The sequence below is a fragment of the Bacillus cereus group sp. MYBKT14-1 genome (assembly GCF_051915185.1).
In the GTDB taxonomy this organism is placed as follows: domain Bacteria; phylum Bacillota; class Bacilli; order Bacillales; family Bacillaceae_G; genus Bacillus_A; species Bacillus_A cereus.
In genome coordinates this window covers 581,501-604,549 of sequence record NZ_JBQAEF010000001.1, presented here as the reverse complement: position 1 = coordinate 604,549, position 23,049 = coordinate 581,501, and the positions used below count along the sequence as shown (strand labels likewise).

Genomic DNA, 23,049 nt, shown 5'->3' with positions numbered 1-23,049 from the left:
CCCGTTACTTTGAACGTTTGTAAAATGGTGTTGGAACAACTACTGCTTTGACGCGTTTATTACGAATTTCAATTTCTACTTCTGTATCAACTGCTGCGTATTTTACATCAATTAGTGCTAAACCAATGCTTTTCTTTAACGTTGGAGATTGTGTACCACTTGTTACTTCCCCAATTTTTTCTTCACCAATAAATACAGGGTAATGCGTACGAGGAATTCCACGTTCGATTACTTCGATGCCGACTAATTTACGAGGCGCACCGTTTTCTTTTTGCTCTTTTAACGTTGCTTTTCCAAAGAAGTCTGCTTCTTTATTTGTTTTTACCGCAAAGCCAATTCCAGCCTCAATCGGTGTAATATCTTTTGATAATTCTTGTCCATAAAGTGGTAATGTTGCTTCGAATCGAAGTGTATCACGAGCACCTAAACCACATGCTTTTAAGCCCTCTTCTGCTCCAACTTCAAGAAGTTTCTCCCAAAGTTTTGCAGCATCTTCACTCTTACAGTAAATTTCGAATCCATCTTCACCTGTGTAACCTGTACGAGATACAAGTGCTGGAATTCCATCTACAAGAATATCGTTTTTAAATTTAAAGAACTTAATTTCTTTCAAATCTTCTGACACAACTTTTTGTAAAATGCCTTCTGCTTTTGGTCCTTGAATTGCAAGCTGTGCAACTTCACTAGAAACATTGACTACTGTCGCATCGCCAATTACATGACTTGCTAACCATTCGTAATCTTTCTCGATATTTGATGCATTGATTACTAATAAATAGTCTTCTTCACCACGTTTGTAGATTAATAAATCATCTACTGTACCACCATTTTCGTAGCACATAGCTGTATATTGTGCGCCCCCTACCTTTAAGGTAGATACGTCATTTGTAACAACACGTTGTAAAAATGCTAAACTATCTACACCTTTTACTTCAACTTCTCCCATATGAGACACATCGAACAAACCTGCAGCTGTACGTACAGCTTCGTGTTCTTCTTTAATGCTTGAAAATTGAACTGGTAATTCCCAACCACCGAAGTCGATTGTTTTCCCACCATACTTCGCGTATACATCAAATAACGGTGTACGTTGTAATGTAATCATGCTCTCTCCCCCTTATGCTTTGACAAATCAATAAAAGTTGCTTCCCTTTTCTAAACATTTTCATTCTGAAAAGATAGGATATACGGAATCTCATTATATTTTTTTATGAAAGCGTAAATAAAAAATCACTTTCTTGGATAAAATACGAAAGATTCCACACATTTCACACCATTATCCTAACATCATTCGCTATATTTCATCAATATTCTAGCATAAAAAATAATTTAGAATTTTTTATGTTAAAACACAATAAATACAGCTTTTGAGATTTAATACTTTATTATTGTCTATCATATAGCCTTTAATAACGATAATTATGCCTTCTTTTAAGGCAAATCATCATACATTAAAAAATAATTACTTTAGTTTATAAAAGGTGGGAGAGTCGTAATGAATGTCGATATTTCCGTAGATCGGACGTGGCAAAACAATTTTTTAAATAGAATTGATGAAGATGGTCCTTGGACAAACTGGGATTTATATCACTTAGCTTATGAAACAGAAAAATCGTTACTTGTTCCTACTTTTGATGGACTACAAGCACCGAAACATTTATCCCATTTCACACCGCTTCCGCATCAATTAGAAGTCGCTCAAAATGTAATTGAACAAATGAATGGTAAAGCGATTCTAGCAGATGAAGTAGGTCTTGGAAAAACAATCGAAGCTGGACTTATTTTGAAAGAATACATGGTCCGCGGGCTTGTGAAAAAGGTACTTATACTTGTCCCAGCTTCTCTCGTATCACAATGGGCATACGAGCTGAATACAAAGTTTTTCATTCCCGCTGTAGCACAAAAGAAAAGCTACTCGTGGGAACAAGCTGACGTAATCGTATCATCAATTGATACTGCGAAACGTTCACCACATCGCGATATCGTGTTGAACTTAGAATATGACCTTATTATTATCGATGAAGCACATAAACTGAAAAATAATAAAACAAAAAACTATGAATTTGCACAACGATTAAAAAAGAAGTTTTGTTTATTACTAACCGCTACTCCTGTTCAAAATAAGATTGATGAAATTTTTAACCTTGTTTCTTTATTAAAACCAGGACATTTAGGCAATCAATCCAACTTTGAAGAATATTACGCTTCCAAAAATCGCTCAGCCGAATCAGATGAAGACTTAAAAGCTCTCATTAATAAAGTAATGGTGCGAAATAGACGACATAATACCGGTATCGATTGGCCGAAGAGACATGTACGTACAATTTTTGTTGAGTTTAATGAACAAGAACAAGCTCTATATAATGATATCGAAAATTGGCGAGGACAAGACGCCTTCACATCTGCTTTCTCATCGTTAACTTTAAAACGGGAAGCATGTAGTAGTCGTGAGGCTGTTTACTATTCATTGAAAAAGCATGTAGAAAAAAGACAGAAAGAAAACGAACATTATATAAAAGATCCACATATCGATGTGCTAATGGACAAAATTAATCATATTCCTTTCAACTCGAAAGCAACTAAAGCTCTAGAGCTTATAAAAGAAATTGACGATAAAGTCGTCATTTTCACGGAATACCGAGCATCACAGATGTACTTACAATGGTTTTTACAACAACACGGTATTTCTTCTGTCCCATTCCGCGGCGGATTTAAACGCGGGAAGAAAGATTGGATGAAGGAACTTTTCCAAAATCGTGCCCAAGTGTTAATTGCAACGGAAGCTGGCGGAGAAGGCATTAACTTACAGTTTTGTAGCCATATGATCAATTATGATTTGCCATGGAATCCAATGCGTCTTGAGCAAAGAATCGGACGTATTCACCGTCTCGGTCAAAAGAATGATGTTCATATTTATAACTTAGCTACAAAGCATACTGTTGAAGAACATATTCTGAAACTGTTATATGAAAAAATCAACTTATTCGAGCGTGTTATCGGTGAACTCGATGAAATTTTAACGAGAATTAATATGAAAAACATCGACGCGCACATTCAAGAAATTTTCGCGCAATCAAAAAGCGAAGGTGAAATTAGAATTAAGATGGAAAACTTAACATCTATAATCGACTTTGCGAAACGAAATGAAGCTGAGGTGCAAGGCTATGCAGCAACATGAAATTCATAATTACTTATACAATTTCTTTGAGGCGAATAACTGTGAAATTTTAGAACGTTCTCCTCATTTATTAGATGTACAGTTAACAATTGAGATGGATAAATTATTAATGAATCGCCCTTTTTATTGGCACTATCTTGAGAAAACAGGAGGCGTACCGAATCCGATGCGCCTTACTCTTATTACAAATCCAGAAAATGAAGAAAATGATGGTGAGCTTATTCACTACGGTTCACCACGTCTACATCAAATTTTCCAAACGACAAAAGAATTAGGCTCTTACATACGTTTATATGAGGATGTAAGACATAATGGGGCAACACATACACCGCTCCACCCTTGGCTCGGTATTAATATAAAAGTTTCCTATCAATGTGATCGAAAAAAAGACATCCTTCACTCGATTGGTATTCATCTCATTTCTGGAACAATGATGGCAAACTTTCATGAAACATTAACAAACATTAAACTTAAACCAAAAATACCTGATTTTTGTTTTACGCTCTCGCCCATCATTAAACCTCAAAGTGGTTTACAACGCATAGAAGACGCTTTAAAAAATATAATTGCAGAAGATGACCATACGTGGGCAAAAGAAGCAAGAGTGCGTTGGAATCATGATTTAGACCTTTTAAACCGTTTTTATGAAGAAAGTGACGAACTTCCTGAGAGCTATGAAATTGAAAAACAAGCTCTGCAAGAACAGTATGAACCACGTATTACAGTGCAAATTATTAACGGTGGACTCTTTTATGTTACCGCGAATCATTTTCTATCAAAATAAAGCTCCTTCTGCTTTAGAAGGAGCTTTATTTCGAGTTACTCTCTATCCTCATTACGCTCTTGTTGTTTTTGCTTTGCCATGCGTTTTTGATACGCACGATCCTTCGCGCTCACATGATTTGCATCAGTTGGAAGATTTTCTTTCGAACGGCCAATTCCATTGCTCATCTTTCCCACTCCTTTTTACGTTTTTCAGAATACATGTTTATTTTCAGCTAGAGTTACAATCCTTATACAAAAAAATAAGAGCAGCCATTGGCCACTCTTACTCGCTCACATATTTTTGAAACATATCATGGATGCCTTTATTTACTAGGTTCGAGATCTGCTCGTCAGATTTATTCGGATAACGATCACGCAATCTGATAGATGCCTTCACCATTAAATTTTCTAATACAGAACGGCCACCTTCTCCATAAATAATTTCAGCATATTTAACAAGCCTTCCATCCTCTACTGTTGCTGGATTATGATTGAAGAAAAATTTACTCATTGTCTCCACCTCTCTATTTTGATAACGTTTACATTTATATAGATTATTTATGTTATTTATTTCACAATATTGTATGCATGTATATTTAATTAGTTTCATTATAAAGCAACATATCGATAGTAAATATGTGATTTTCCGTCCATTTTGTGAACAAACTAAAAATGAAAGCGTTTCCTTTATTATATACTAAAAAAACTTACTACGCTAGGGGCAATTTTTTTCAATCTACTACCCCCCTCGAAAATTGATATATTTTTTCTTTTTCCATTAAACCTTATACAATTTTCAGAAATTATATTATAAAATATATGTATGACTTAAGGAGGCTTTGTATGAATCAAAATAAAAAAGCTATATTAGATCTTGTCTTTTATCTCGTAATCCCATTCCTCATTTGGAAATTTGCAAAACCTTATATCGATCCTTATTACGCGATGTTACTTTCCTCTGTTCCGGGGATTATTTATACACTGTATACCTTTAAAAAAGAAAAACAGTTTAACGTGACAGGGTTCTTTATTTTAATTACACTCATTTCTAATACAACGGTAGATTTATTATCTGGGTCAGCTGAACGAATGTTGTGGAATGATGCATATTATCACATCGTACTCGGTATTATCGTCATATGTACAATTTTTATAAAAAAACCACTTATGTTATATTTCGCAGCAGATATTGCCGCACTTCAAGGTCATGACCGTGATAAAAGTCGTGAGCTTTATCGTGATAGTCGTATATATCCAGCACTGCAATATTTAACGTTATTTTTCGGGCTACAATTTATATTAAAAAGCTTTTTAAAAATTTATTTCATCTCTGTTTTTGGTGTAGATGGCTACGGTGAAATGAGAGCGATTATGACCGCTGTCGGATGGGGTATTTCTATTTGTATCGGAATAGGGTTCGTATGGGTGAACAATAAAATACATGCCGTTACGGAAGAACAAGAATCCGTGCAGTAAACAAAGATGCCCTAGTGTATTACGACACTAGGGCATCTTTATTTTGCTAGACATATGACTAAAATTTAACTTGATTTTTTTCTTTTACTTTTTACATTTCGATAAAACAAAGCAGCACTCAGCGGCATAACACCAAACCACTTATTCATAAATGGCTCTTTTTCAGCACGGCGTTGTTCTTTCTTTTGTTTTCGATCTTCTTTTGGAGCATCCATATACGACACAAACTGCTGCGTCACAAAGCGAACATAATCATTAGTAGACATATTATCATCACCTCTACTTGATTAGTATGTCCACTTTTTTATACATTAATCTTTTCCCTTAATTCATTCATAATTTGCTTTACAGACTTATTTGTCGTATCGATATGAATGTGAGCCTCTTCATAATAAGCTCGGCGTGATTCAAATTTCGTTACAAATGCATCTATATCTTTCTTTTGAAATAGTGGACGTGTCGTATCTTCACGAAGCCTTTCTGCAATTACATGCGGATCACAATATAAATACACGACAGTTCCGTTCTCTTTCATCCACTTGCGATTTTCCGCTCGTTCAATAATTCCCCCACCAGTTGTAATAATGACATTATGGACTGGTAGCGCACGTAACATTTCGCTTTCATATTCCCGAAAAGCCATTTCGCCTTCTTCGGCAAAAATATTTCGAATTACCTTCTCTTGCTTCTCTTCGATTTTTTGATCAGTATCTACAACATCCATTTGAAGTTCTTTACTTAACGCTTTTCCAATTGTTGTTTTCCCTGCTCCCATATAGCCGGTTATGTATATAGATTTCATTTTCTGTCCTCTCAATCGTCATTTATTAATTGTTATTATAACGAAAGATACTACTTTGTTTAATAAAAAAACGTTTTGTTCTTATACTATGAAGAACAAAACGTAACATTCGCTTTTACTTATAAGTACCTCTTCTCACCCACTGCGTTGCAATCCATTTCTCGCCTTTCGTTACAGGTGCCCCTCCGTGTAACGTAAGCTCGTTTAATGATTGATCTTGATAAAAATACTCAAAGTATACTGCCATTCCCTTTCTAGGGTGTACAGAAAGATTTAATTTTGGGAAGTACGTTTCGCCGCCTTCTTCTACATCATTTAAGTACATTACAAGCGTACTAATACGATTGTTAGCAGCTGATCTACTATGTTCCGCAAAATAATCATAGTGTGCTTTATATTGTTGATCCACTTCATAATTTAAAATGTGCAATCCTTCACCATGCGACGCAGGAACATTCATGATAGATGAAATTCGTTTTTCAATCTTTGAAGTAAATTCATTATCTTCCAAAAATGCACCGCTACTTGTTCGAATATCATTTACATCACGTGATGAACCAATTTTAGAACGCTCCATTTTATTTTTAGACATTTCAATTAATTCATCACATTCTTCATCACTTAGTACATTTGCTAATACGACAATAAGAGGTTCTTCAAATTTTGAAATAATGTGTATTTCTCTATCTTCTGTCATAATCGTATTTCCTTTATGATCAAAAATAGTTTGTTCCTTATTTTCACCTATTTGATTGTTGTTTGTCATTTCCCTATTCTCCCTAAAAATAATGATTGGATAGCATGAATATATCATATTCTTTCTACCTTTCTCTTTTTTGAGAAAATTTAAACTTTTAATCATTATATTTATCCATTTCTTCTAAAAAATCAATTTAATTTACAATAGGAAACCTTGATTTATTTACATATATTTTACATATTATCCTTCTATCCAATCGACTATTTTCCCATCCTTTTTTCTATACCGAAAACCTACCGTATAGAAAGCTTCCTGTTTGAGTGTGCACTGCAACGTAACGAGAATTAAATCATTTTCAAAGACATAATTTCCACTCGCTTCTCCCTTTTCATACTGAAAGAAAAATGTACCTTCTTTTTCTTTTTGCTGTAAATCTTTTTTTATATCTGTAATAGATCGGTTAAGTAGTTCATCCAGTAAAAACTTTTGTTCTATTTCTATATAAAATTTTTTATCTGTAAACAACATATTTGTTTCGTATATAAAAAAAGAAGTTAATAAAATAAGAAAGATAATCGTTCCAGGCATTGTAAATCCATTTTGCTTTCTCATACGTTTATTCCTATTTCGCTATATCGCATAACTACACCTTCATATATTTTCCCACTAGTATCTTTCACATTTATAATGAGTACATGAGGTGTTAGTTTGTAAGAAACCGTTCCAATATTTTGTAAAACAACTTCCCTCCCGCGCCTATTTACCTTTCTTATAAGACGACTATTCTCTTTTTCATACGATACTTCACTCCCATTACGCGATCGGAATCGTAAAATACTTTCTCCATTTTCAAATGCTAGCTGTTCTCCAGATGATACTTCACGAAACTCCAATTGCATTTGCCCTAAATACACATCCCACTCCCAATCATTTAACCCTTTCGACTGTTTATTTTCCATTTCAATGAAATGTAGGCGGGGAAAGAGCAAAAAAAATATTGATAATAGAAACAGACATACAATCATTTCTATTAATGAAAAACCAAATTCTAATTTACTTTTTCTCCTACATAAAAGCATTGTTCCATCATTCTGTCTTTCACATCTCTCCACATAGTACAAACTTCATTGCCTCCCCAATATGTGTAATACACAATTCCATTTATATTCTTTTCTATTATTCGCTTGTCTTCATTTCCATACATATATATAGCTGCTTCTTTTTTTAATAATCCAGTTGCCTTATAACGAATTTGTATATTTTTTCTTTCTTGCATAACTAATACTGTTTGCGGTAGTAGTAACGATACAGCCATCATTAAAACACTTAACGATACAATCATTTCAGCCATTATGGATCCTTTTTGACATTTCACGATACGTAAATCTCCCTCTTCCAAGCTGAAATACAATTTCATATTTATAATTTCGATACGAAATTATAATCGTACCACCTCTATTAATATTTCCACTTGGATTATATGTCATCGGATTTGGAAACGTATGCAAATCAATTTGTATATCTTCTTCATACTCTCGCTTGACGATATAATACTTTGTACCTGACTCTTTTATAGCATACATATTTCTATCTTTATGCCAACGTAATGTATAGTGCTTTTGACGGTTTATCGCTAATTGCTGCATATACAAAATATCATTTGAAAACTGTCTCAAAAATTGTTCAACTTTTTGTCGCTCGTATAAGGAATGAACACTAAAATACGTAACTATACTTAATACAGAAATAGCAAATAAAACGAGTAACATTTCTAAAAAAGTAAACCCCTGTTGTTTCACAATGCCCTAATTGATACTGCGCCATCATCTGAAATATGAATAGATTCGCCATTCGGGCACTTATCAGTTGTAATATACTTTTCATCTGTCAGTTCTTTTAACGATGGAATTTTATTATGTTGTAATTGATATACTTGTATTTGCGCTTCTATAGATTTCACGTAAGCTGCACAACCTTTTCCTTGGACCGATGAGCGCTGTGTAACTACATTCGGAATAATTAATAGTAATAATATAGTTATGACAACCATTACTAATAGCATCTCTAACAGAGTAAACCCTTCCTCATTCTGCATACAAATGCCCCCTAAATAGAATTCATCATTTGAAACATCGGCATAATCATCGCTAAATACATAAGGACAACGATTCCTCCAATACATGTAAATAAAATAGGCTGAATGATAACTAACATATGTTTAATTTTCCGTTCCATCTTTTCCATAATAAGATCGCTATAGTCACCTAATTCAATCCCTAAATTGCCGTTTGCTTGTCCATGCGTAATAACATAAGAAAGTTCTTTCTCGTAATACCCACTTTTAGCAATGATAGATTGTAACTGTTCTCCTCCAATTAATTGTCTTTCAATCCGGCTCGCTTCATATTTAAAGAACGGATGATATCTTTGCTCCATCATTATTGTTAAAGCTTCACATACTGATAGTCCACCATTTAATAAACCACTCAACTGAGTAGCAAAATAATGTGAATGCTTTAAAATAAGAAATGTTTTGATGAGGGGAATACGAAGCATAATTTTTACCTGTCTAATATGTGGAAGTTTCCTAAAATACAACATGTATAAAATACCTCCAATAATAACAGTTAAAATAGCGGTTAAAATAATGTAAGGTAGCAGTTTTATTGCACTTAAAATTTGTTCTGTAAGTAGTGGTGTATTAGAACCGAACGAACTATAAACCATTTCAACCTGAGGTAATAAAATGAGTTTAAAAATAAAGAGCATGATTAGTAGAAAAAACATCAAAAACATAGGATACTGCATTATTTTCATCATGTCTCTCCTATACTTATCTTTCTTATAAAGAAGTGCACTTCCTTGTTGCAAAGCAAAAGAAATATCACCATGTTGCTCGGCATAAAATAAATAACTTAACATGTCCTGATGAAACTTTAACTGATGAAAAGAATCGTGTAGACTTTTCCCATCTTTTAACCCCTCAATCATGCGCTGCAATTGTACTTTCTTTTCTACAGGTAATTGAAACTGTAAAAATTCTAATGCTTGTAAAAGAGAGTAGCCTTTTTCTAATAATTCTCCTAAACGTTTCAACAATACTACTTGATCACTTAAACTCCAAGTTTTCTTAAACATAAACATCTTCTTCTAAAAAACCTAAAGCATATCCTTTTCGTATTGACGATTCTAAAGTCTCATGTTTGTAAGTAACACATTCTCCACCAGCTTCTTTAAGCGCTTGTTTTAACTCATATCCATATAGTAGCTCATATATGCTAGCCTGCCTTACTTGCCTCATTGATTTACATAAAGTTGAGCACTTTCCTCTGCAAAACGGACACTTCAATTCGACAAGTCGCTGTGCAGCTACAGCCAATAAAGACTGTTCAATCTCTTGCCTCGTTATACCATAATCCATGAAGCGAATGATTGCTCCTTTCGCATCATTCGTATGCAGTGTTGTCATTACTAAATGTCCTGTCAAACTTGCTCTTATAGCTATTTTTGCTGTTTCTTCATCACGGATTTCACCGACTAAAATAATATCTGGATCATGACGTAAAATAGCCTTTAATCCTGTTTCATATGTGAGACCCGCTTTTTCATTTATTTGAATTTGTAATACATCGTCACTTCTTTTTTCAACCGGATCTTCAAGTGTAATGATGCGACGTGTTTTCTTTTTTCTAATTACCTCTAATAATGCATACATTGTCGTCGTCTTCCCAGATCCAGTCGGTCCAGTAAACACAAGTAGCCCCTGTGAATAGCGTAAAAACGAGAGTAGTTTTGCTGCCGTACTTGGAAATAACGAAAGATGTGATAAGGGCTGAACAGATGCTTGTAAATGAAGGCGAATAACGAGACTTTCTTGATATACTGTTGGAAGTGTTGAAAGGCGTAAATACACTTCTTGTCCATCAATTTGCAAATACAACGAACCATTCTGTGGCTTCCGTTTCTCGCCTATGTCCATAGATGCTAAAAATTTGAAATGTGAGACAAGTTTTTCTCCAAACTCCTTTTCAATACACTGTCTCGTCATTAAATCTTTTCCTATACGTAGTTGCACCGCTACATCCTTCTGCCGGGGCACAATATGTAAATCTGACGCTTGTACCCTACACGCTTCTTTTAAAATTGCATTCGCAAAAATTTCAATCCCATTCATCACTTTTCCCTCCTCACTATGTATATAGCATGAAAACATGCGCAATAAAAATTTGGACTTTTGTATTTTCAATAGAGGAAAAAGGAAAAATATGTTTGTGAAATTATGAACAATTTCCGAATTATTGTCTGAAATTACCTATACTCATGTTTATCTGTATTATAATGTTATTATCTTGGATAAAGTGATAAAGGTGGAGATCCTCATGGAACAAGCTTTAAAAATTACAGGTGTATTATCTGACCCAACTCGTTATTACATTTATAAATATATTTCGCAAAAACATAGTTACGTAACGGTACAAGAAATTGCAGATGAGTTTGACATTCATCCAAACGTAGCGCGTTTACATTTATCTAAATTAGAAGATGTTCATATGCTAAAATCGGAAACGAAGAAAACTGGAAAAGGCGGACGACCGAGCAGATTGTATGTCTTATCTGAAGATGTTATCCAATTACAATTTCCATTCCGTGATTATCAATTGTTAGCAAGAATCGCATTTAATTCTTTACTTAGTCTTGGTGCTGCTGGTGAGAAAGCGCTATACGAAACAGGAAAACAATTCGGAGCTGAATTAATGCAACAACATATGCAACGTTTAAATGTGAGTGAAGATGCTTTAACAGTGGAACAAAAAGTTCAAATTGCAAAAGAAGCTTTCTCAACAGCTGGCTTATCACCTGCATTTGAATTAAGTACAGATGGAACAAAAATTTTCTATGATGTACACAATTGTCCATTTAAAGAAGTTGCTGTTCATCATCCAACTGAAATTTGTAACATGCACGGAGATATGATGAAAGGGATTTTTGAAATCCTATTCCCTAACATGGAATTAACTCGAAATGATAGTCTATTAGATGGATGTAAATCTTGTAATTATAAACTAACAATTTAATTTTTCATATAAAAAGAAGCCAATAATAATTGGCTTCTTTTTATATGAAAGAATATTTACAATAGTAAGAAAAATAAACTATAATGAGGTGAGGTTTACTTTTTTAGAAAAGGAGGGAGATGGCATGGAGCGCATGTTTCGCGTTCTCGGCTTTTGGACTGGAATTTTCTCGGTTATGTTTTACGTAGGGGATATGCAACCGGCCGCACTACTATTTTTAGGACAAACAGGTTTCTTCGTACTTTTAAGCTATTTAAAATTAACAGAGCGTATGTATATATACGTATTTGGGGCATATTTAACTGTTTTCTTCATAGGATTTACATACTACACGACATTCTTACTTGTGCCTGGGGCTGGACATTAAAAGATGGCATTTTGCCATCTTTTTTTTAATTCCGGAATTTCCTAGTTGACTTATAGGTTTTATTACCTTATATTCTATATAACAGATTGGAATTAGGGGGAATCAACATGAATACACTGCTTGTCGGAATTAACGTTGCAGTTATGCTCATCTTAGTTGGCGTATTATATTATATGCAACGTAAGCATGTATCTTTTAATAAACGTGTATTTACCGCTTTAGGAGTCGGAATTTTATTCGGTCTTATATTACAATTTATTTATGAGCCAACTTCTAAAGTAATTATTGAATCAAATACTTGGTTTGGCTTAATCGGTAACGGTTATGTAAAATTACTTCAAATGATCGTTATGCCACTTATTTTAGTATCTATTATTTCAGCATTTACAAAATTACAGTTAACGAAAAACCTTGGTAAAATTAGTGGCCTTATTATCGGTATTTTAATTCTTACTACAGGAATTGCTGCAGCTGTCGGTATCGCTGCAAGTGCAGGATTTGATGTATCTGCAACCGGCCTACAACAAGGTGATGCAGAATCTGCTCGTCTGAAACTAGTTGAAGAAAGATTTACTTCTATTGAAAAGACAACAATTCCAGATAAATTATTAGAGCTATTACCTACAAATCCGTTTCTTGATTTAACAGGCGCTCGTCCAACATCAACAATTTCTGTCGTAATATTTGCAGCCTTTATCGGCATTGCCTTTATAGGTGTAAAACGAAAATATCCAGAACAAGCAGAGCTATTTAAGAAGATGCTTGATGCTGTATATGCAATCGTAATGCGTATGGTAACATTAATTTTACGCCTTACTCCATACGGCGTATTAGCTCTTATGGCAAAAACAGTTGCTGGTAGCGACATAAATGCTATTTTAAAACTTGGCAACTTCGTGTTAGCGTCTTACGTAGCACTTATCATAATGTTCGTTATCCACTTATTATTAATTGCACTATCTGGTTTAAATCCAATTCAATATTTAAAAAAGGTGTTCCCTGTATTAACATTTGCATTCACATCTCGCTCTAGTGCTGGCGCGATGCCATTAAATATTGAAGCGCAAAAAGAAAAGCTTGGTATTTCCGAAGGAATTGCAAACTTCGCAGCTTCATTTGGGGTATCTATCGGACAAAACGGTTGCGCAGGTATTTATCCAGCAATGCTTGCAATGATGGTCGCTCCAACTGTAGGAATTGATCCATTACAACCACAATTTATTTTAACTTTAATCGCTGTTGTTGCTATTAGCTCATTCGGTGTTGCCGGAGTTGGTGGCGGCGCAACATTCGCAGCTTTAATCGTACTATCTACAATGAACTTACCAATCGGTATTGTTGCTCTAGTTATCTCGGTTGAGCCATTAATCGATATGGGGCGTACAGCTCTTAACGTAAGTGGCTCTATGACAGCAGGTCTTATTTCAAGTAAATGGCTTGGTGAATTAGATCAAGATACGTACAATCAAGATGATACAAAAACTGGTGAAATTGCTTCATAATGAAAAAAGACGCTAACATACAATTGTTAGCGTCTTTTTTATTCCGTCCCCTCTTTATAGATTTTATCTTGAGAATTATCACTCTAAGTATTCTTCTAGTTGCTCTTTTAACTCTTCCTCAATCTCATAACAAGATTCATCAGCGAGTTCCCCTACTTTCTTACTCCCCAAAATGTTTGATTGAATTGGCATTCCTAAAAAGATTCTTTCACATTTCCAAATTGGAATATTATGAAATCCAATCAGCTCTTTTTCTTCATCTAATATAGCTATAGCAACTGATGAATAATAACCCACCTCAAAGGGATTCTCTTTTTCTCTTGCAAATCCCATATCTAATTCCATGTGTTTTTCTATGTATAAATGTGAATACTCTTTATGCAGTTTAAGTGATATTCGCTCTATTTCCTTCTCCATACATTGAATGTTCTCTTTTAACTCCAACGTAAACTCCTGTTCTTTATATTTCATTTTCGCCTCCTTAAACATAGAAAAAGAGAATACAATAACATATCCTCTTTCCTCAAATATATTTCATTATCTCACAGCCCGTCCTTTTCACAAATAACCATTTTGTTCGCACCATTTATGAAATTGTCCTACGTCTACTCCAACTAACACGATATCCTTTAGCTCTACATCAATGACTTGTTCTCCAATTACAATAGCAAACTGCGATGCTAATTTTGTCTCATTTTTCTTTACAATTCCAATTCGGTTCCGATGCGGTCCATCTTTTATATATGCTTTTTGTCCTACAATATCAAAGTTCAAAATTCTCACCTCTTTTACTGCGCTCAAATTGGAAATACGATCTCCACCTCGGAAAATTTCCTTTCATTGCACTATTTCTCTATATATATGACGAAACAATAAAAGAGTCCTTCCTTCTTTACAATTATTTTTTCTTTGTTTCATTTTTGTGATTGAAACGTAAAGTTTATAATAAAATACATTTGGAAGCGCTTTCTATGTAATTTTTTATGTTATAATATATAAGTAGAACTTCGTAAAGAGGGTTAAAAAATGAATACAAAAATGATTAAAAAAGTAATTGAAGCATTAAAAGTATATGGCTTTCAGGATGTATCATTCTGTGACAAAACGAAGCAATTTTTATTTCATAACGAAACCGATATTATGAGCGGCTATGCAGAAATAACATATAGTAGTCAATTTGAAAAATTCAACGTACAAATTCATCCAATTGAAACGCATCACCAAGCAGAGTTACAAGAGATTGAAAGACATATACAAGCTTGTATAAGAAAAGTGGAATATTTAAACGCACTTCTTACCGGGCAGACAAAACTAGATGATAAAATTATTATTATGTAAAAAAAGAACGTGATCCAATCACGTTCTTTTTTCATTATACGTTCATCTTTTCCTTTAGTTGTAATCCTGTAACAGATTCTAATACATCCATCGATTCTCCGAATGTCATATCAAAAATTGTCTTGTCCTCTATGTATGGAAACTGTCTGAAACGCTTTTCTAACACCTTCACAGCATCTGATGTAAAGTTTGCACTATCAATGCCAAATTCTGTTTCAAGAAGAACGATCCAATCTAACACATGAAAACCTAATCCATTGACGAATGAAATCAATTTTTCTTCTGGGTTTGAAGATAAGAATACTTGGCGTTCCATCTCACTAAAAAGTTCTTCTCCTAAGATTTCAGCTAACTCATCATCATGTTCACGTTCAACAAGTTCTTCGTAGCCGTAATCATCCACAAGCTCTTCTACTTCTTCACTATCCTGACAAAGCAATTGACTAAGAAGTGCCTCTTTCTTAAATTCACTATTTTGTACGACTTCTAAAAAGCTCGTTTCCCATCCATTTTCTAATTTCATATTATGTACTCCTTTATATACGTTTCTTATCATCACTGTACCCAAAAGATCACTTTTATAACCTTTTAGGTAGTTACTATTATTTCATATGATTCATAACATAAGATGCAAACTCAGCTACATCTCCTTCAAAAATATTTATTTCTGGCAAGTGATAGAACGTTGTTTGGAGCGGGTTTCCTGCATGATATACATATATCGTTTTCTCTAGTGTAATCGCCATTCCAAACTCTGTATGGCTCCCATTTCCGCCATCTAATATAAGTAAAAATACATCCGCTTCTTTTACAGCATTTTGTTCTGCCTGACCAATTTCTCTTAATTGTTCTTCATTTGCTGCTTTTTCGTTTTTGGTCCAATCATATGTATGGTGCCATCCTGCATGTTTCAGTTCATTTGCTACGGAACGTACACGATGTTTATTTTGGAAACCTGAGGCGATATAAAAATTCATTTATATACACTCCTTCATTATGTATGGGGAAACTCCTTTTTAGCGTTATTTGTTATAGCTACAATAAAGAACAACTTCAAAAAAAATCCCCATCTTTAAAACTTATTTGCGTTTAAATGATGGGATGCTTCATGGTCTTCTTTTATTTTTTGTTTTTTATAACTTTCATCAGCTAACATTTCTAGTTCAGCTGTTATCTCTGACTTTTCAAGCTCTCTTTCTTGCGAAAATTTCCTTGAAATATAAACAATAACACTACCAACGTACAACACAAAGCATATAATAAGTGCAGTATTTTCATAGAGACTTAGCTCCAACACAGTCACTCCTAATCCATTCGTATTTTCACGCCTCATTAATTGGAATTTCCCTATTAACCCATTTGTTATCCCGCTATTTGAGGGCAGTAAGACTCCCTCCTCAAAATTCAGTAACAGTAAAGAAGTTAGATGTGGGATGCACCCAACTGATTAAAGTTTCACTTTATTGTAACATAAAAATATCAATTCTTGGAATCTTTCACCCTACTAAAAGAGGCATGATTATTTCATCATGCCTCTGAAATATTTTGAATGATTGTTTTAATTGCTTCTTTTCCATTATATTTTTTTAGTGCTATTTTATACTTCTCATTATTTTGATTTAATTCTTCGACATACTTTATAAGAGATTTTACATTTACATCTTCTTCATATAATACGGAGGCATATCCTTGTCTTTCAAAGGACTCTGCATTTAATATTTGATCTCCACGGCTTGCAAATTTCGATAATGGAATTAAAACCATCGGCTTTTGTAATGTTAAAAATTCAAAAATTGCGTTGGAGCCCGCGCGTGAAATAACAAAATCTGTTACCGCTAATATATCTGGCAGTTCTCCATGTACATATTCAAATTGTCTATATCCTTCTTTATTTTGTAAACTTTCATCAAGGTTACCTTTTCCGCAAAGGTGAACAATTTGATACTTTTTAAGAAGTTCTGGTAATGCTTCTCGAGCCGTATCATTAATTTTTTTCGCGCCCAAGCTGCCTCCCATAATCGTAATAACTGGCTTTTTACGTGAAAAACCTAAAAACGCTAAACCTTTTTCACGATTTCCCTTCAGCACTTCTTCACGTACAGGAGACCCCGTATATATTACTTTTTCTTTCGGTAAATGTTTCGCTGCTTCTTCAAATGTAACAAATATTTTCGAAGCAAAACGAAGCGCAATTTTATTTGCTAGTCCTGGCGTCATATCAGATTCATGTAATAAAACTGGTACTCTATTTAGCCATCCGCCAATTACGACTGGTACAGATACGAAACCGCCTTTTGAAAAAATCACATCTGGTTTTAGTTTTCGAATTCTTACATACGCATCCATAACACCCTTCATTACAAGAAAAGGATCTTTTATATTTTTTAAATCAAAATAACGACGTAGCTTTCCACTCGAAATACCATAGTAGGGAATGCCTTCCTTTTCTATAATCGTTTTCTCAATACCTTGGTGAGAACCAATATAAGAGATATCCCAGTTGTCTTCCTGTAAATATGGGATAATGGCTAAATTAGGTGTTACATGTCCTGCCGAACCGCCACCTGTAAAGACTATTTTCTTCATACGTCTCCCCCTTCTAGACTATAATACACTAAAATATCTTGCCTCAGGGTGAGAAAATACCATAGCCGTTACGGACGCTTCTGGCTCCATCATGAATCCTTCTGTTAATGAAATACCTATTTCCTCTGGATGAATTAAGCGAAATAGCTTTTCTTGATCTGCAAGTTCTGGACACGCCGGATAACCAAATGACACTCGTATTCCTCTATATTTCGTACGGAAACGTTCTTCCATCGTCAGTTCAGGTGAGTCCGGAATGCCCCAGCGGTCACGAATGAGCATATGTGTTTTTTCAGCAAGTCCTTCCGCTAATTCAAGCGCTAACGATTGAATGGCATGACTACGTAGGTAATCACCTTTCGCCTTCCACTCTTCAGCAATATCCCGAACTCCTTCCCCAACCGTAACAGATAAGAAAGCAACATAGTCCATCTCATCTCCTATTGGGCGCAAATAATCACCTAAAGTACGATAGGGAGCCTTTCCTTGTCTAGGGAATGTGAAACGCTCTATAACACGCGTATGATCTTCTGGATCATATATTACAATGTTTTGTCCGTCGCTTTGCGCTGGGAAAAATTGATACACTGCTTTCGGCTTTAACCAAGATTGTCCTTCCTGCAATAATTCATCTATTAAATCATTTAATTCATGTGCTCTCTTATCTCCCTCTTTCAAAAGCTTCTTCACATTTCCTTTTAATCCAAGGTGATGCCCAAGTAGCATTTGCCTATTCAGAAATGGTGCGAGATGAAGGGCGGGAACATCTCGTAATACAATTCGTTTTGTTGAATCAGGCACCATAACCTCTGATTTTGGTAATGGCTCAATTACTGCTGGAATTTCTACTTTCTTCTCCTCTTTTTTTACGATATGAAGATGACGTTCTTTTTTATCCTGCTTCATCTTCTCACGCTCTTCTTGTTTTTGAAGCTTATTAATAATATCGAGCCCCGTCATCGCATCACTCGCATAACAAACGAGTCCTTTATATGATGGTGAAATCCGATTATCTGTAAACTTTCTCGTTAACGCTGCACCACCTACAACAATGGGCACATCAATATTTGCCGCTTTTAAATCTTCAGCAGTCGTTACCATTTGTTGAGCTGATTTTACTAATAAACCTGAAAGGCCTATAATGTCCGGCTTCTTTTCTTGTACTTCTTGAACAATTCGATCCGAACGTACATTAATTCCTAAATTAATAATCTCATATCCGTTATTCGCTAAAATAATTTCAACGAGATTTTTCCCAATATCATGCACATCACCTTTTACAGTTGCTAACAATACTTTCCCTTTTTTCGCACTATCACTAGATTCCATATGTGGCTCTAAATAGCTTACAGCGGCTTTCATACTTTCGGCACTTTGCAATACTTCAGCAACAATAAGTTCATTATTATTAAATAGTCGTCCTACCTCGTCCATCCCTGTCATAAGCGGACCGTTAATAATATCAAGAGGTTTTCTTCCTTCTTCAAGTGCAAGACTTAAATCCTCGTGTAATCCTTGTTTCGTACCTTCTACAATATAATTTGCTAGTCTTTCATCAAGCGTTAACGTTTCTTGTACAACGACATCTTTCTTTTTAGCAACTCGGTAAAAGTTTGTAAATTCTTCTAACGTCCCTTTCGTCGTTTCAAACAGTAATGCATCTGCAAGGCGTTTTTCTTCCTCTGGAATCGACGCATAGCGTTCTAATTTTTCCGTATTCACAATCGCGTAATCTAATCCTGCTTTCGTAGCATGGTATAAAAAAACTGAATTTAATACTTCACGTCCAGCCGGTGGTAAACCAAATGATATGTTACTTACACCTAAAATCGTTAAACACTCTGGTAACGCTTCTTTAATAAGGCGAATTCCTTCTATAGTCGCTGCCGCTGAGCCAATATATTCTTCATCACCTGTCCCTACTGGAAACACAAGTGCATCAAAAATAATATCTGACGGGCGTATCCCATACTTCTTTGTAAGTAATTCATAGCTTCTTTTCGCAATTTCTATCTTTCGTTCCGCACTAACCGCCATACCGTCTTCATCAATTGTTCCTACAACTATAGCGGCACCATACTTCTGAAGAAGCGGTGTCACTTTTTTAAATCGTTCTTCTCCATCTTCTAAATTAATTGAATTAATAACAGCTTTTCCTTGAATATAAGTAAGAGCTCGCTCCATCACATTTTCATCTGTTGAATCAATCATAATCGGTACTTTTAAAACTTTCGTAACTTCTGCTAAGAAGTTTTCCATATCTTCTATTTCATCGCGATCAGGATCTGCCATACAAATGTCAATAATATGAGCATTTTTCTTCACTTGCGCTCTTGCCACTTCAGCAGCCTCTTCAAATTTCCCTTCTGCTACTAAGCGTTTAAATTTACGTGACCCAATAACATTCGTTCTTTCACCTACAAATAACGGTCTCATAGACTCATCATATTGCAGTGCTTCTAATCCACTAATTCCATGTCCTTCTCTCTCATGATGGTCACGAGGCCTAAGAGATGCTAGCGCGGATTTCATTGCTTTTATATGTTCTGGTGTCGTGCCACAACAACCACCAATAATATTAATCCATCCTTCTTCAGCAAATCGCTTCACCTTTTCAGCAAGAGAAGATGGAGATTCATGGTAATGTCCATCTTCATCAGGAAGACCTGCATTTGGATAACAAGAAATGTAACACTCCGATAAATCAGATAGTGAACGAATATGGTCCCTCATAAACTCCGGACCAGTCGCACAGTTTAACCCAACAGATAATGGTTTCATATGTTCTACTGATAAATAAAAAGCTTCAATTGTTTGCCCAGCCAGAGTCGTTCCCATTGGCTCAATCGTTCCTGAAATCATAATAGGAACCGTTTTTTTCAGTTCTTCAAAAGCGGCTTGAATTCCAATATAAGCTGCTTTCACGTTACGCATATCTTGACTCGTCTCAACGAGTAATACATCAACTTCTCCTTTTAATAATCCTCGTGCCTGCCTTGTATAAGCCTCAATCAATTCTTCAAAAGTCACACCACCTGTAACACTAATTGCTTTCGTTGTTGGTCCCATCGCTCCCGCAACATATACTTCCTTCCCGCTTTCTTTAACAGCTTGCTTCGCCAAAAGTGCTGCCTTTTCATTTAGTTCTTCATCTAAATGAGACAGATCATAATCACTTAGTACAATATTCGTTGCCCCAAATGTATTTGTTTCAATAATATCCGCTCCAGCTTCAATATAAGCTTTATGAATCTTTAAAATAACGTCTGGTCTTGTTTCCACTAAATATTCATTACAGCCCTCGTACTCTTCTCCTCCGAAATCTTCAGCAGTTAAATCCTCTTGCTGAATCATTGTCCCCATTGCACCATCTAATATTAAAATGCTATTTTTTAATTTTTCTTCTATACACTTCATCAATTAATACCTTCTTTCACTTCTTGCTTTTCTCTTACATATTTAACAAGATGTTCTGTAATTTCATACTTTAAAAATGGTGTAATAAGATAAATACCATTAAAATATTTCATCGCTGCGTCGACCAATTCTTGTGAAATGCGGATCCCTTCCTCAATTGCTGCCTCTTTTGTTTCATGTCCATCCATTCTCTCTCTTATTTCTTCAGGAAGAGTAATACCCGGCACCTCAAAATGAAGAAAATCTGCATTCCGCTTACTTACTAACGGCATAATTCCAATAAAAATAGGTTGTTCCAAATGCTTTGTCGCTTCATACACTTCTTCAATTAACTTGATATCGTAAATTGGCTGAGTTAAAAAATACTCCGCTCCAGCATCTATTTTTCGTTCCATTCGCTTAACCGCTGCTTTTAAGTGCCTCACGTGAGGATTAAATGCGCCGCCTACAGAAAACCTTGTCGCCGGTCCAATTGATTTCCCTAAAATTGAACGTCCATCGTTCATTTCTTTAATCATTTTAATAAGCTCAATAGAGGATAAATCATATACAGAAGTGGCACCGGGAAAATCACCAACGCGCGCTGGATCACCAGTTAAAGCTAACACTTCTTCCATCCCTAACGCCGATAAACCTAACAAATGAGATTGTAGTCCAATGACGTTATGATCTCTACACGTTAAATGCGTCAATACTGGGATATCATGCTTCGTTAATAACGCACCCATCGCCATATTAGAAACACGAGGCGATGCTAATGAATTATCTGCTAGAGTAATAGCATCTGCTCCCGCTCTTTTTAACGCTCTTGCTCCTTCAAAAAAACGCTGTGTATCTAACGTTTTCGGTGGATCTAATTCCACTACAACTGTCGTTTGTTTTTTCGCTTTCTCTGCTAGAGTGACGTGAGCCTTCGAACGTTTCTCATGCGTATGAACGACTTTCGGCCTTTGAATCGTGTCTTTTTCTATTACAGGGGTAATATTCGCAACAGCGCGCTTCATACTTTGAATATGTTCTGGAGTCGTACCACAACAACCACCCAATAACCGAATACCTTGCTCAATAAATCTCGGTGTCATCGCTTCAAAATAAGCTGGGCTTCCCTCATATACGTAACGTCCATCCACATAATTCGGGAGGCCTGCATTTGGGTATGCTGATAAATAGCCATTTTGCGGGATCGATATCATTTTGAAAGCTTCCGTCATATGAAGCGGCCCTAGTTGACAATTCAATCCAACAACATTTGCACCGTAATCTATAAGTTGCTTTAATATTTCATTGACATCATTTCCATTTTGAGTCGTACCTGCTTCATGTAACGCTAATTGCGCAACAATTGGAATATTCGTTTGCTTACGCAATACTTTAACGGCATGAAGTAATTCAAATTCATCGTAAAAAGTTTCTAATAGTAATCCATCAACCTGTTCTTCTAGTAAAGCCCCTGCCTGTTCAAGTAACATAAACTCTCTTTCCATATCAGTCGTTGTAACAGCTCCGATATGTTTCATACCACCAATTGTTCCTAAAATTGCATTTTTATCTGTCACAGATGCTTTCGCCAGTTTTACTGCCGCTCTATTAATTTCTGTAACTTGATTTTCTAAACCATACATACGTAATTTCGCCTCATTTGCTCCATACGTATTCGTTTGAATTACATCTGCTCCAGCAGCTACATATTGTTTATGAATCGATATAATTAAGTCTGGATCAGATACATTCAATTCTTCAAAGCTACTTTGCAAACCATGTGAATGCAATAACGTCCCAACCGCACCATCACCTATTACAATTCCTTTTGATAATAAATCTAGTAATTTCACGACTCTCCCTC

29 protein-coding genes are annotated in these 23,049 nt (G+C 35.2%); 8 read left to right on the top strand and 21 right to left on the bottom strand.

The features are described from left to right. Positions 1-4 precede the first annotated feature (4 nt). Positions 5-1,105: a glycine cleavage system aminomethyltransferase GcvT gene (gene gcvT / locus ACTFO4_RS03270; protein ID WP_000631769.1), complete on the bottom strand. Its 1,101-nt coding sequence runs from the start codon at positions 1,103-1,105 to the stop codon at positions 5-7. Positions 1,106-1,495: 390 nt separating this feature from the next. Here gcvT and ACTFO4_RS03265 point away from each other — a divergent pair, with 390 nt between their 5' ends. Both ACTFO4_RS03265 and ACTFO4_RS03260 read left to right on the top strand, forming a co-directional pair. Continuing rightward, positions 1,496-3,178: a DEAD/DEAH box helicase gene (locus ACTFO4_RS03265; protein ID WP_001100040.1), complete on the top strand. Its 1,683-nt coding sequence runs from the start codon at positions 1,496-1,498 to the stop codon at positions 3,176-3,178. Then, entirely contained in the window at positions 3,165-3,962 is a 798-nt protein-coding gene (locus ACTFO4_RS03260; protein WP_440013146.1) for a YqhG family protein, read from the top strand. The genes ACTFO4_RS03265 and ACTFO4_RS03260 overlap by 14 nt, the downstream gene beginning before the upstream one ends. A 35-nt stretch (positions 3,963-3,997) precedes the next feature. Here ACTFO4_RS03260 and ACTFO4_RS03255 read toward each other — a convergent pair whose 3' ends face one another. Continuing rightward, entirely contained in the window at positions 3,998-4,129 is a 132-nt protein-coding gene (locus ACTFO4_RS03255; protein WP_000064668.1) for a hypothetical protein, read from the bottom strand. Positions 4,130-4,226: 97 nt separating this feature from the next. Next, positions 4,227-4,454 (bottom strand): hypothetical protein, encoded by a 228-nt coding sequence (locus tag ACTFO4_RS03250; RefSeq protein ID WP_000032702.1) that lies wholly within the window; start codon positions 4,452-4,454, stop codon positions 4,227-4,229. A gap of 73 nt (positions 4,455-4,527) precedes the next feature. Here ACTFO4_RS03250 and ACTFO4_RS03245 point away from each other — a divergent pair, with 73 nt between their 5' ends. After that, on the top strand, positions 4,528-4,644 hold the full coding sequence (locus ACTFO4_RS03245; RefSeq protein ID WP_003279814.1) for a hypothetical protein: 117 nt from the start codon (positions 4,528-4,530) through the stop codon (positions 4,642-4,644). A gap of 142 nt (positions 4,645-4,786) precedes the next feature. After that, positions 4,787-5,419, top strand: coding sequence for a VC0807 family protein (locus ACTFO4_RS03240; RefSeq protein ID WP_001073111.1), 633 nt, complete (start codon positions 4,787-4,789; stop codon positions 5,417-5,419). Between the two features lie 65 nt (positions 5,420-5,484). On the opposite strand, the gene ACTFO4_RS03235 is transcribed toward ACTFO4_RS03240, so the two are convergent. The 10 genes from ACTFO4_RS03235 to comGA form a co-directional block, all read right to left on the bottom strand. Beyond that, positions 5,485-5,685, bottom strand: a complete 201-nt coding sequence (locus ACTFO4_RS03235; protein ID WP_000106083.1) for a YqzE family protein — start codon at positions 5,683-5,685, stop codon at positions 5,485-5,487. Between the two features lie 38 nt (positions 5,686-5,723). Next, positions 5,724-6,221 carry a shikimate kinase AroK gene (gene aroK, locus ACTFO4_RS03230; protein WP_440013148.1) on the bottom strand — a complete coding sequence of 166 codons (498 nt, stop codon included), beginning with the start codon at positions 6,219-6,221 and terminating at the stop codon, positions 5,724-5,726. A 115-nt stretch (positions 6,222-6,336) separates the two neighbouring features. Next, positions 6,337-6,987 (bottom strand): 2OG-Fe(II) oxygenase, encoded by a 651-nt coding sequence (locus ACTFO4_RS03225; protein WP_000183856.1) that lies wholly within the window; start codon positions 6,985-6,987, stop codon positions 6,337-6,339. A gap of 174 nt (positions 6,988-7,161) precedes the next feature. Further along, positions 7,162-7,533 (bottom strand): competence type IV pilus minor pilin ComGG, encoded by a 372-nt coding sequence (comGG, locus tag ACTFO4_RS03220; RefSeq protein ID WP_001231316.1) that lies wholly within the window; start codon positions 7,531-7,533, stop codon positions 7,162-7,164. Then, positions 7,530-8,000 carry a competence type IV pilus minor pilin ComGF gene (gene comGF / locus ACTFO4_RS03215; RefSeq protein WP_440013342.1) on the bottom strand — a complete coding sequence of 157 codons (471 nt, stop codon included), beginning with the start codon at positions 7,998-8,000 and terminating at the stop codon, positions 7,530-7,532. Before comGF ends, comGG begins: the two co-directional genes overlap by 4 nt. After that, entirely contained in the window at positions 7,970-8,272 is a 303-nt protein-coding gene (locus tag ACTFO4_RS03210; RefSeq protein ID WP_103622330.1) for a competence protein ComG, read from the bottom strand. Before ACTFO4_RS03210 ends, comGF begins: the two co-directional genes overlap by 31 nt. Beyond that, the gene (gene comGD / locus ACTFO4_RS03205) at positions 8,265-8,720 is read right to left on the bottom strand and encodes a competence type IV pilus minor pilin ComGD (protein WP_000813141.1); all 456 of its coding nucleotides are present in this window, start codon (positions 8,718-8,720) and stop codon (positions 8,265-8,267) included. Before comGD ends, ACTFO4_RS03210 begins: the two co-directional genes overlap by 8 nt. Next, on the bottom strand, positions 8,717-9,016 hold the full coding sequence (gene comGC / locus ACTFO4_RS03200; protein ID WP_001178687.1) for a competence type IV pilus major pilin ComGC: 300 nt from the start codon (positions 9,014-9,016) through the stop codon (positions 8,717-8,719). Before comGC ends, comGD begins: the two co-directional genes overlap by 4 nt. An 11-nt stretch (positions 9,017-9,027) precedes the next feature. Continuing rightward, positions 9,028-10,059: a competence type IV pilus assembly protein ComGB gene (gene comGB / locus ACTFO4_RS03195; RefSeq protein WP_000475187.1), complete on the bottom strand. Its 1,032-nt coding sequence runs from the start codon at positions 10,057-10,059 to the stop codon at positions 9,028-9,030. Next, positions 10,052-11,095 carry a competence type IV pilus ATPase ComGA gene (gene comGA, locus ACTFO4_RS03190; RefSeq protein ID WP_001013170.1) on the bottom strand — a complete coding sequence of 348 codons (1,044 nt, stop codon included), beginning with the start codon at positions 11,093-11,095 and terminating at the stop codon, positions 10,052-10,054. The genes comGB and comGA overlap by 8 nt, the downstream gene beginning before the upstream one ends. A gap of 205 nt (positions 11,096-11,300) precedes the next feature. Between comGA and ACTFO4_RS03185 the strand changes: the two genes are divergently transcribed. The 3 genes from ACTFO4_RS03185 (at position 11,301) to ACTFO4_RS03175 (ending at position 13,865) form a co-directional block, all read left to right on the top strand. Beyond that, positions 11,301-11,996 (top strand): helix-turn-helix transcriptional regulator, encoded by a 696-nt coding sequence (locus ACTFO4_RS03185; RefSeq protein ID WP_101164810.1) that lies wholly within the window; start codon positions 11,301-11,303, stop codon positions 11,994-11,996. A 124-nt stretch (positions 11,997-12,120) separates the two neighbouring features. Continuing rightward, positions 12,121-12,363, top strand: a complete 243-nt coding sequence (locus ACTFO4_RS03180; RefSeq protein WP_000440716.1) for a DUF2626 domain-containing protein — start codon at positions 12,121-12,123, stop codon at positions 12,361-12,363. A gap of 107 nt (positions 12,364-12,470) precedes the next feature. Beyond that, a complete protein-coding gene (locus ACTFO4_RS03175) occupies positions 12,471-13,865 on the top strand; it encodes an L-cystine transporter (RefSeq protein WP_440013151.1) in 1,395 nt (464 codons plus the stop codon). Between the two features lie 78 nt (positions 13,866-13,943). Here the strand turns inward: ACTFO4_RS03175 and ACTFO4_RS03170 are convergent, their stop codons facing one another. Both ACTFO4_RS03170 and ACTFO4_RS03165 read right to left on the bottom strand, forming a co-directional pair. Beyond that, positions 13,944-14,336 (bottom strand): hypothetical protein, encoded by a 393-nt coding sequence (locus ACTFO4_RS03170; protein WP_000875394.1) that lies wholly within the window; start codon positions 14,334-14,336, stop codon positions 13,944-13,946. 87 nt (positions 14,337-14,423) lie between these two features. Further along, on the bottom strand, positions 14,424-14,639 hold the full coding sequence (locus tag ACTFO4_RS03165) for a DUF3912 family protein (RefSeq protein ID WP_001008327.1): 216 nt from the start codon (positions 14,637-14,639) through the stop codon (positions 14,424-14,426). Between the two features lie 252 nt (positions 14,640-14,891). On the opposite strand from ACTFO4_RS03165, the gene ACTFO4_RS03160 reads away from it, so the two are divergent. Beyond that, a complete protein-coding gene (locus tag ACTFO4_RS03160; protein ID WP_001093237.1) occupies positions 14,892-15,203 on the top strand; it encodes a hypothetical protein in 312 nt (103 codons plus the stop codon). 34 nt (positions 15,204-15,237) lie between these two features. Here ACTFO4_RS03160 and ACTFO4_RS03155 read toward each other — a convergent pair whose 3' ends face one another. The 6 genes from ACTFO4_RS03155 to ACTFO4_RS03130 all read right to left on the bottom strand — a co-directional run bounded on the left by ACTFO4_RS03155 (position 15,238) and on the right by ACTFO4_RS03130 (position 23,038). Continuing rightward, entirely contained in the window at positions 15,238-15,726 is a 489-nt protein-coding gene (locus tag ACTFO4_RS03155; RefSeq protein ID WP_000764267.1) for a hypothetical protein, read from the bottom strand. Between the two features lie 79 nt (positions 15,727-15,805). Then, entirely contained in the window at positions 15,806-16,180 is a 375-nt protein-coding gene (locus ACTFO4_RS03150) for a nucleoside 2-deoxyribosyltransferase (protein WP_440013153.1), read from the bottom strand. Between the two features lie 95 nt (positions 16,181-16,275). Continuing rightward, positions 16,276-16,536: a DUF3966 domain-containing protein gene (locus tag ACTFO4_RS03145; protein WP_001250699.1), complete on the bottom strand. Its 261-nt coding sequence runs from the start codon at positions 16,534-16,536 to the stop codon at positions 16,276-16,278. A gap of 194 nt (positions 16,537-16,730) precedes the next feature. Beyond that, on the bottom strand, positions 16,731-17,789 hold the full coding sequence (locus tag ACTFO4_RS03140; RefSeq protein WP_440013154.1) for an undecaprenyldiphospho-muramoylpentapeptide beta-N-acetylglucosaminyltransferase: 1,059 nt from the start codon (positions 17,787-17,789) through the stop codon (positions 16,731-16,733). Positions 17,790-17,807: 18 nt separating this feature from the next. After that, positions 17,808-21,206 carry a methionine synthase gene (gene metH / locus ACTFO4_RS03135; protein WP_440013155.1) on the bottom strand — a complete coding sequence of 1,133 codons (3,399 nt, stop codon included), beginning with the start codon at positions 21,204-21,206 and terminating at the stop codon, positions 17,808-17,810. After that, positions 21,206-23,038 (bottom strand): bifunctional homocysteine S-methyltransferase/methylenetetrahydrofolate reductase, encoded by a 1,833-nt coding sequence (locus ACTFO4_RS03130; protein WP_000770352.1) that lies wholly within the window; start codon positions 23,036-23,038, stop codon positions 21,206-21,208. The genes metH and ACTFO4_RS03130 overlap by 1 nt, the downstream gene beginning before the upstream one ends. Positions 23,039-23,049 lie beyond the last annotated feature (11 nt).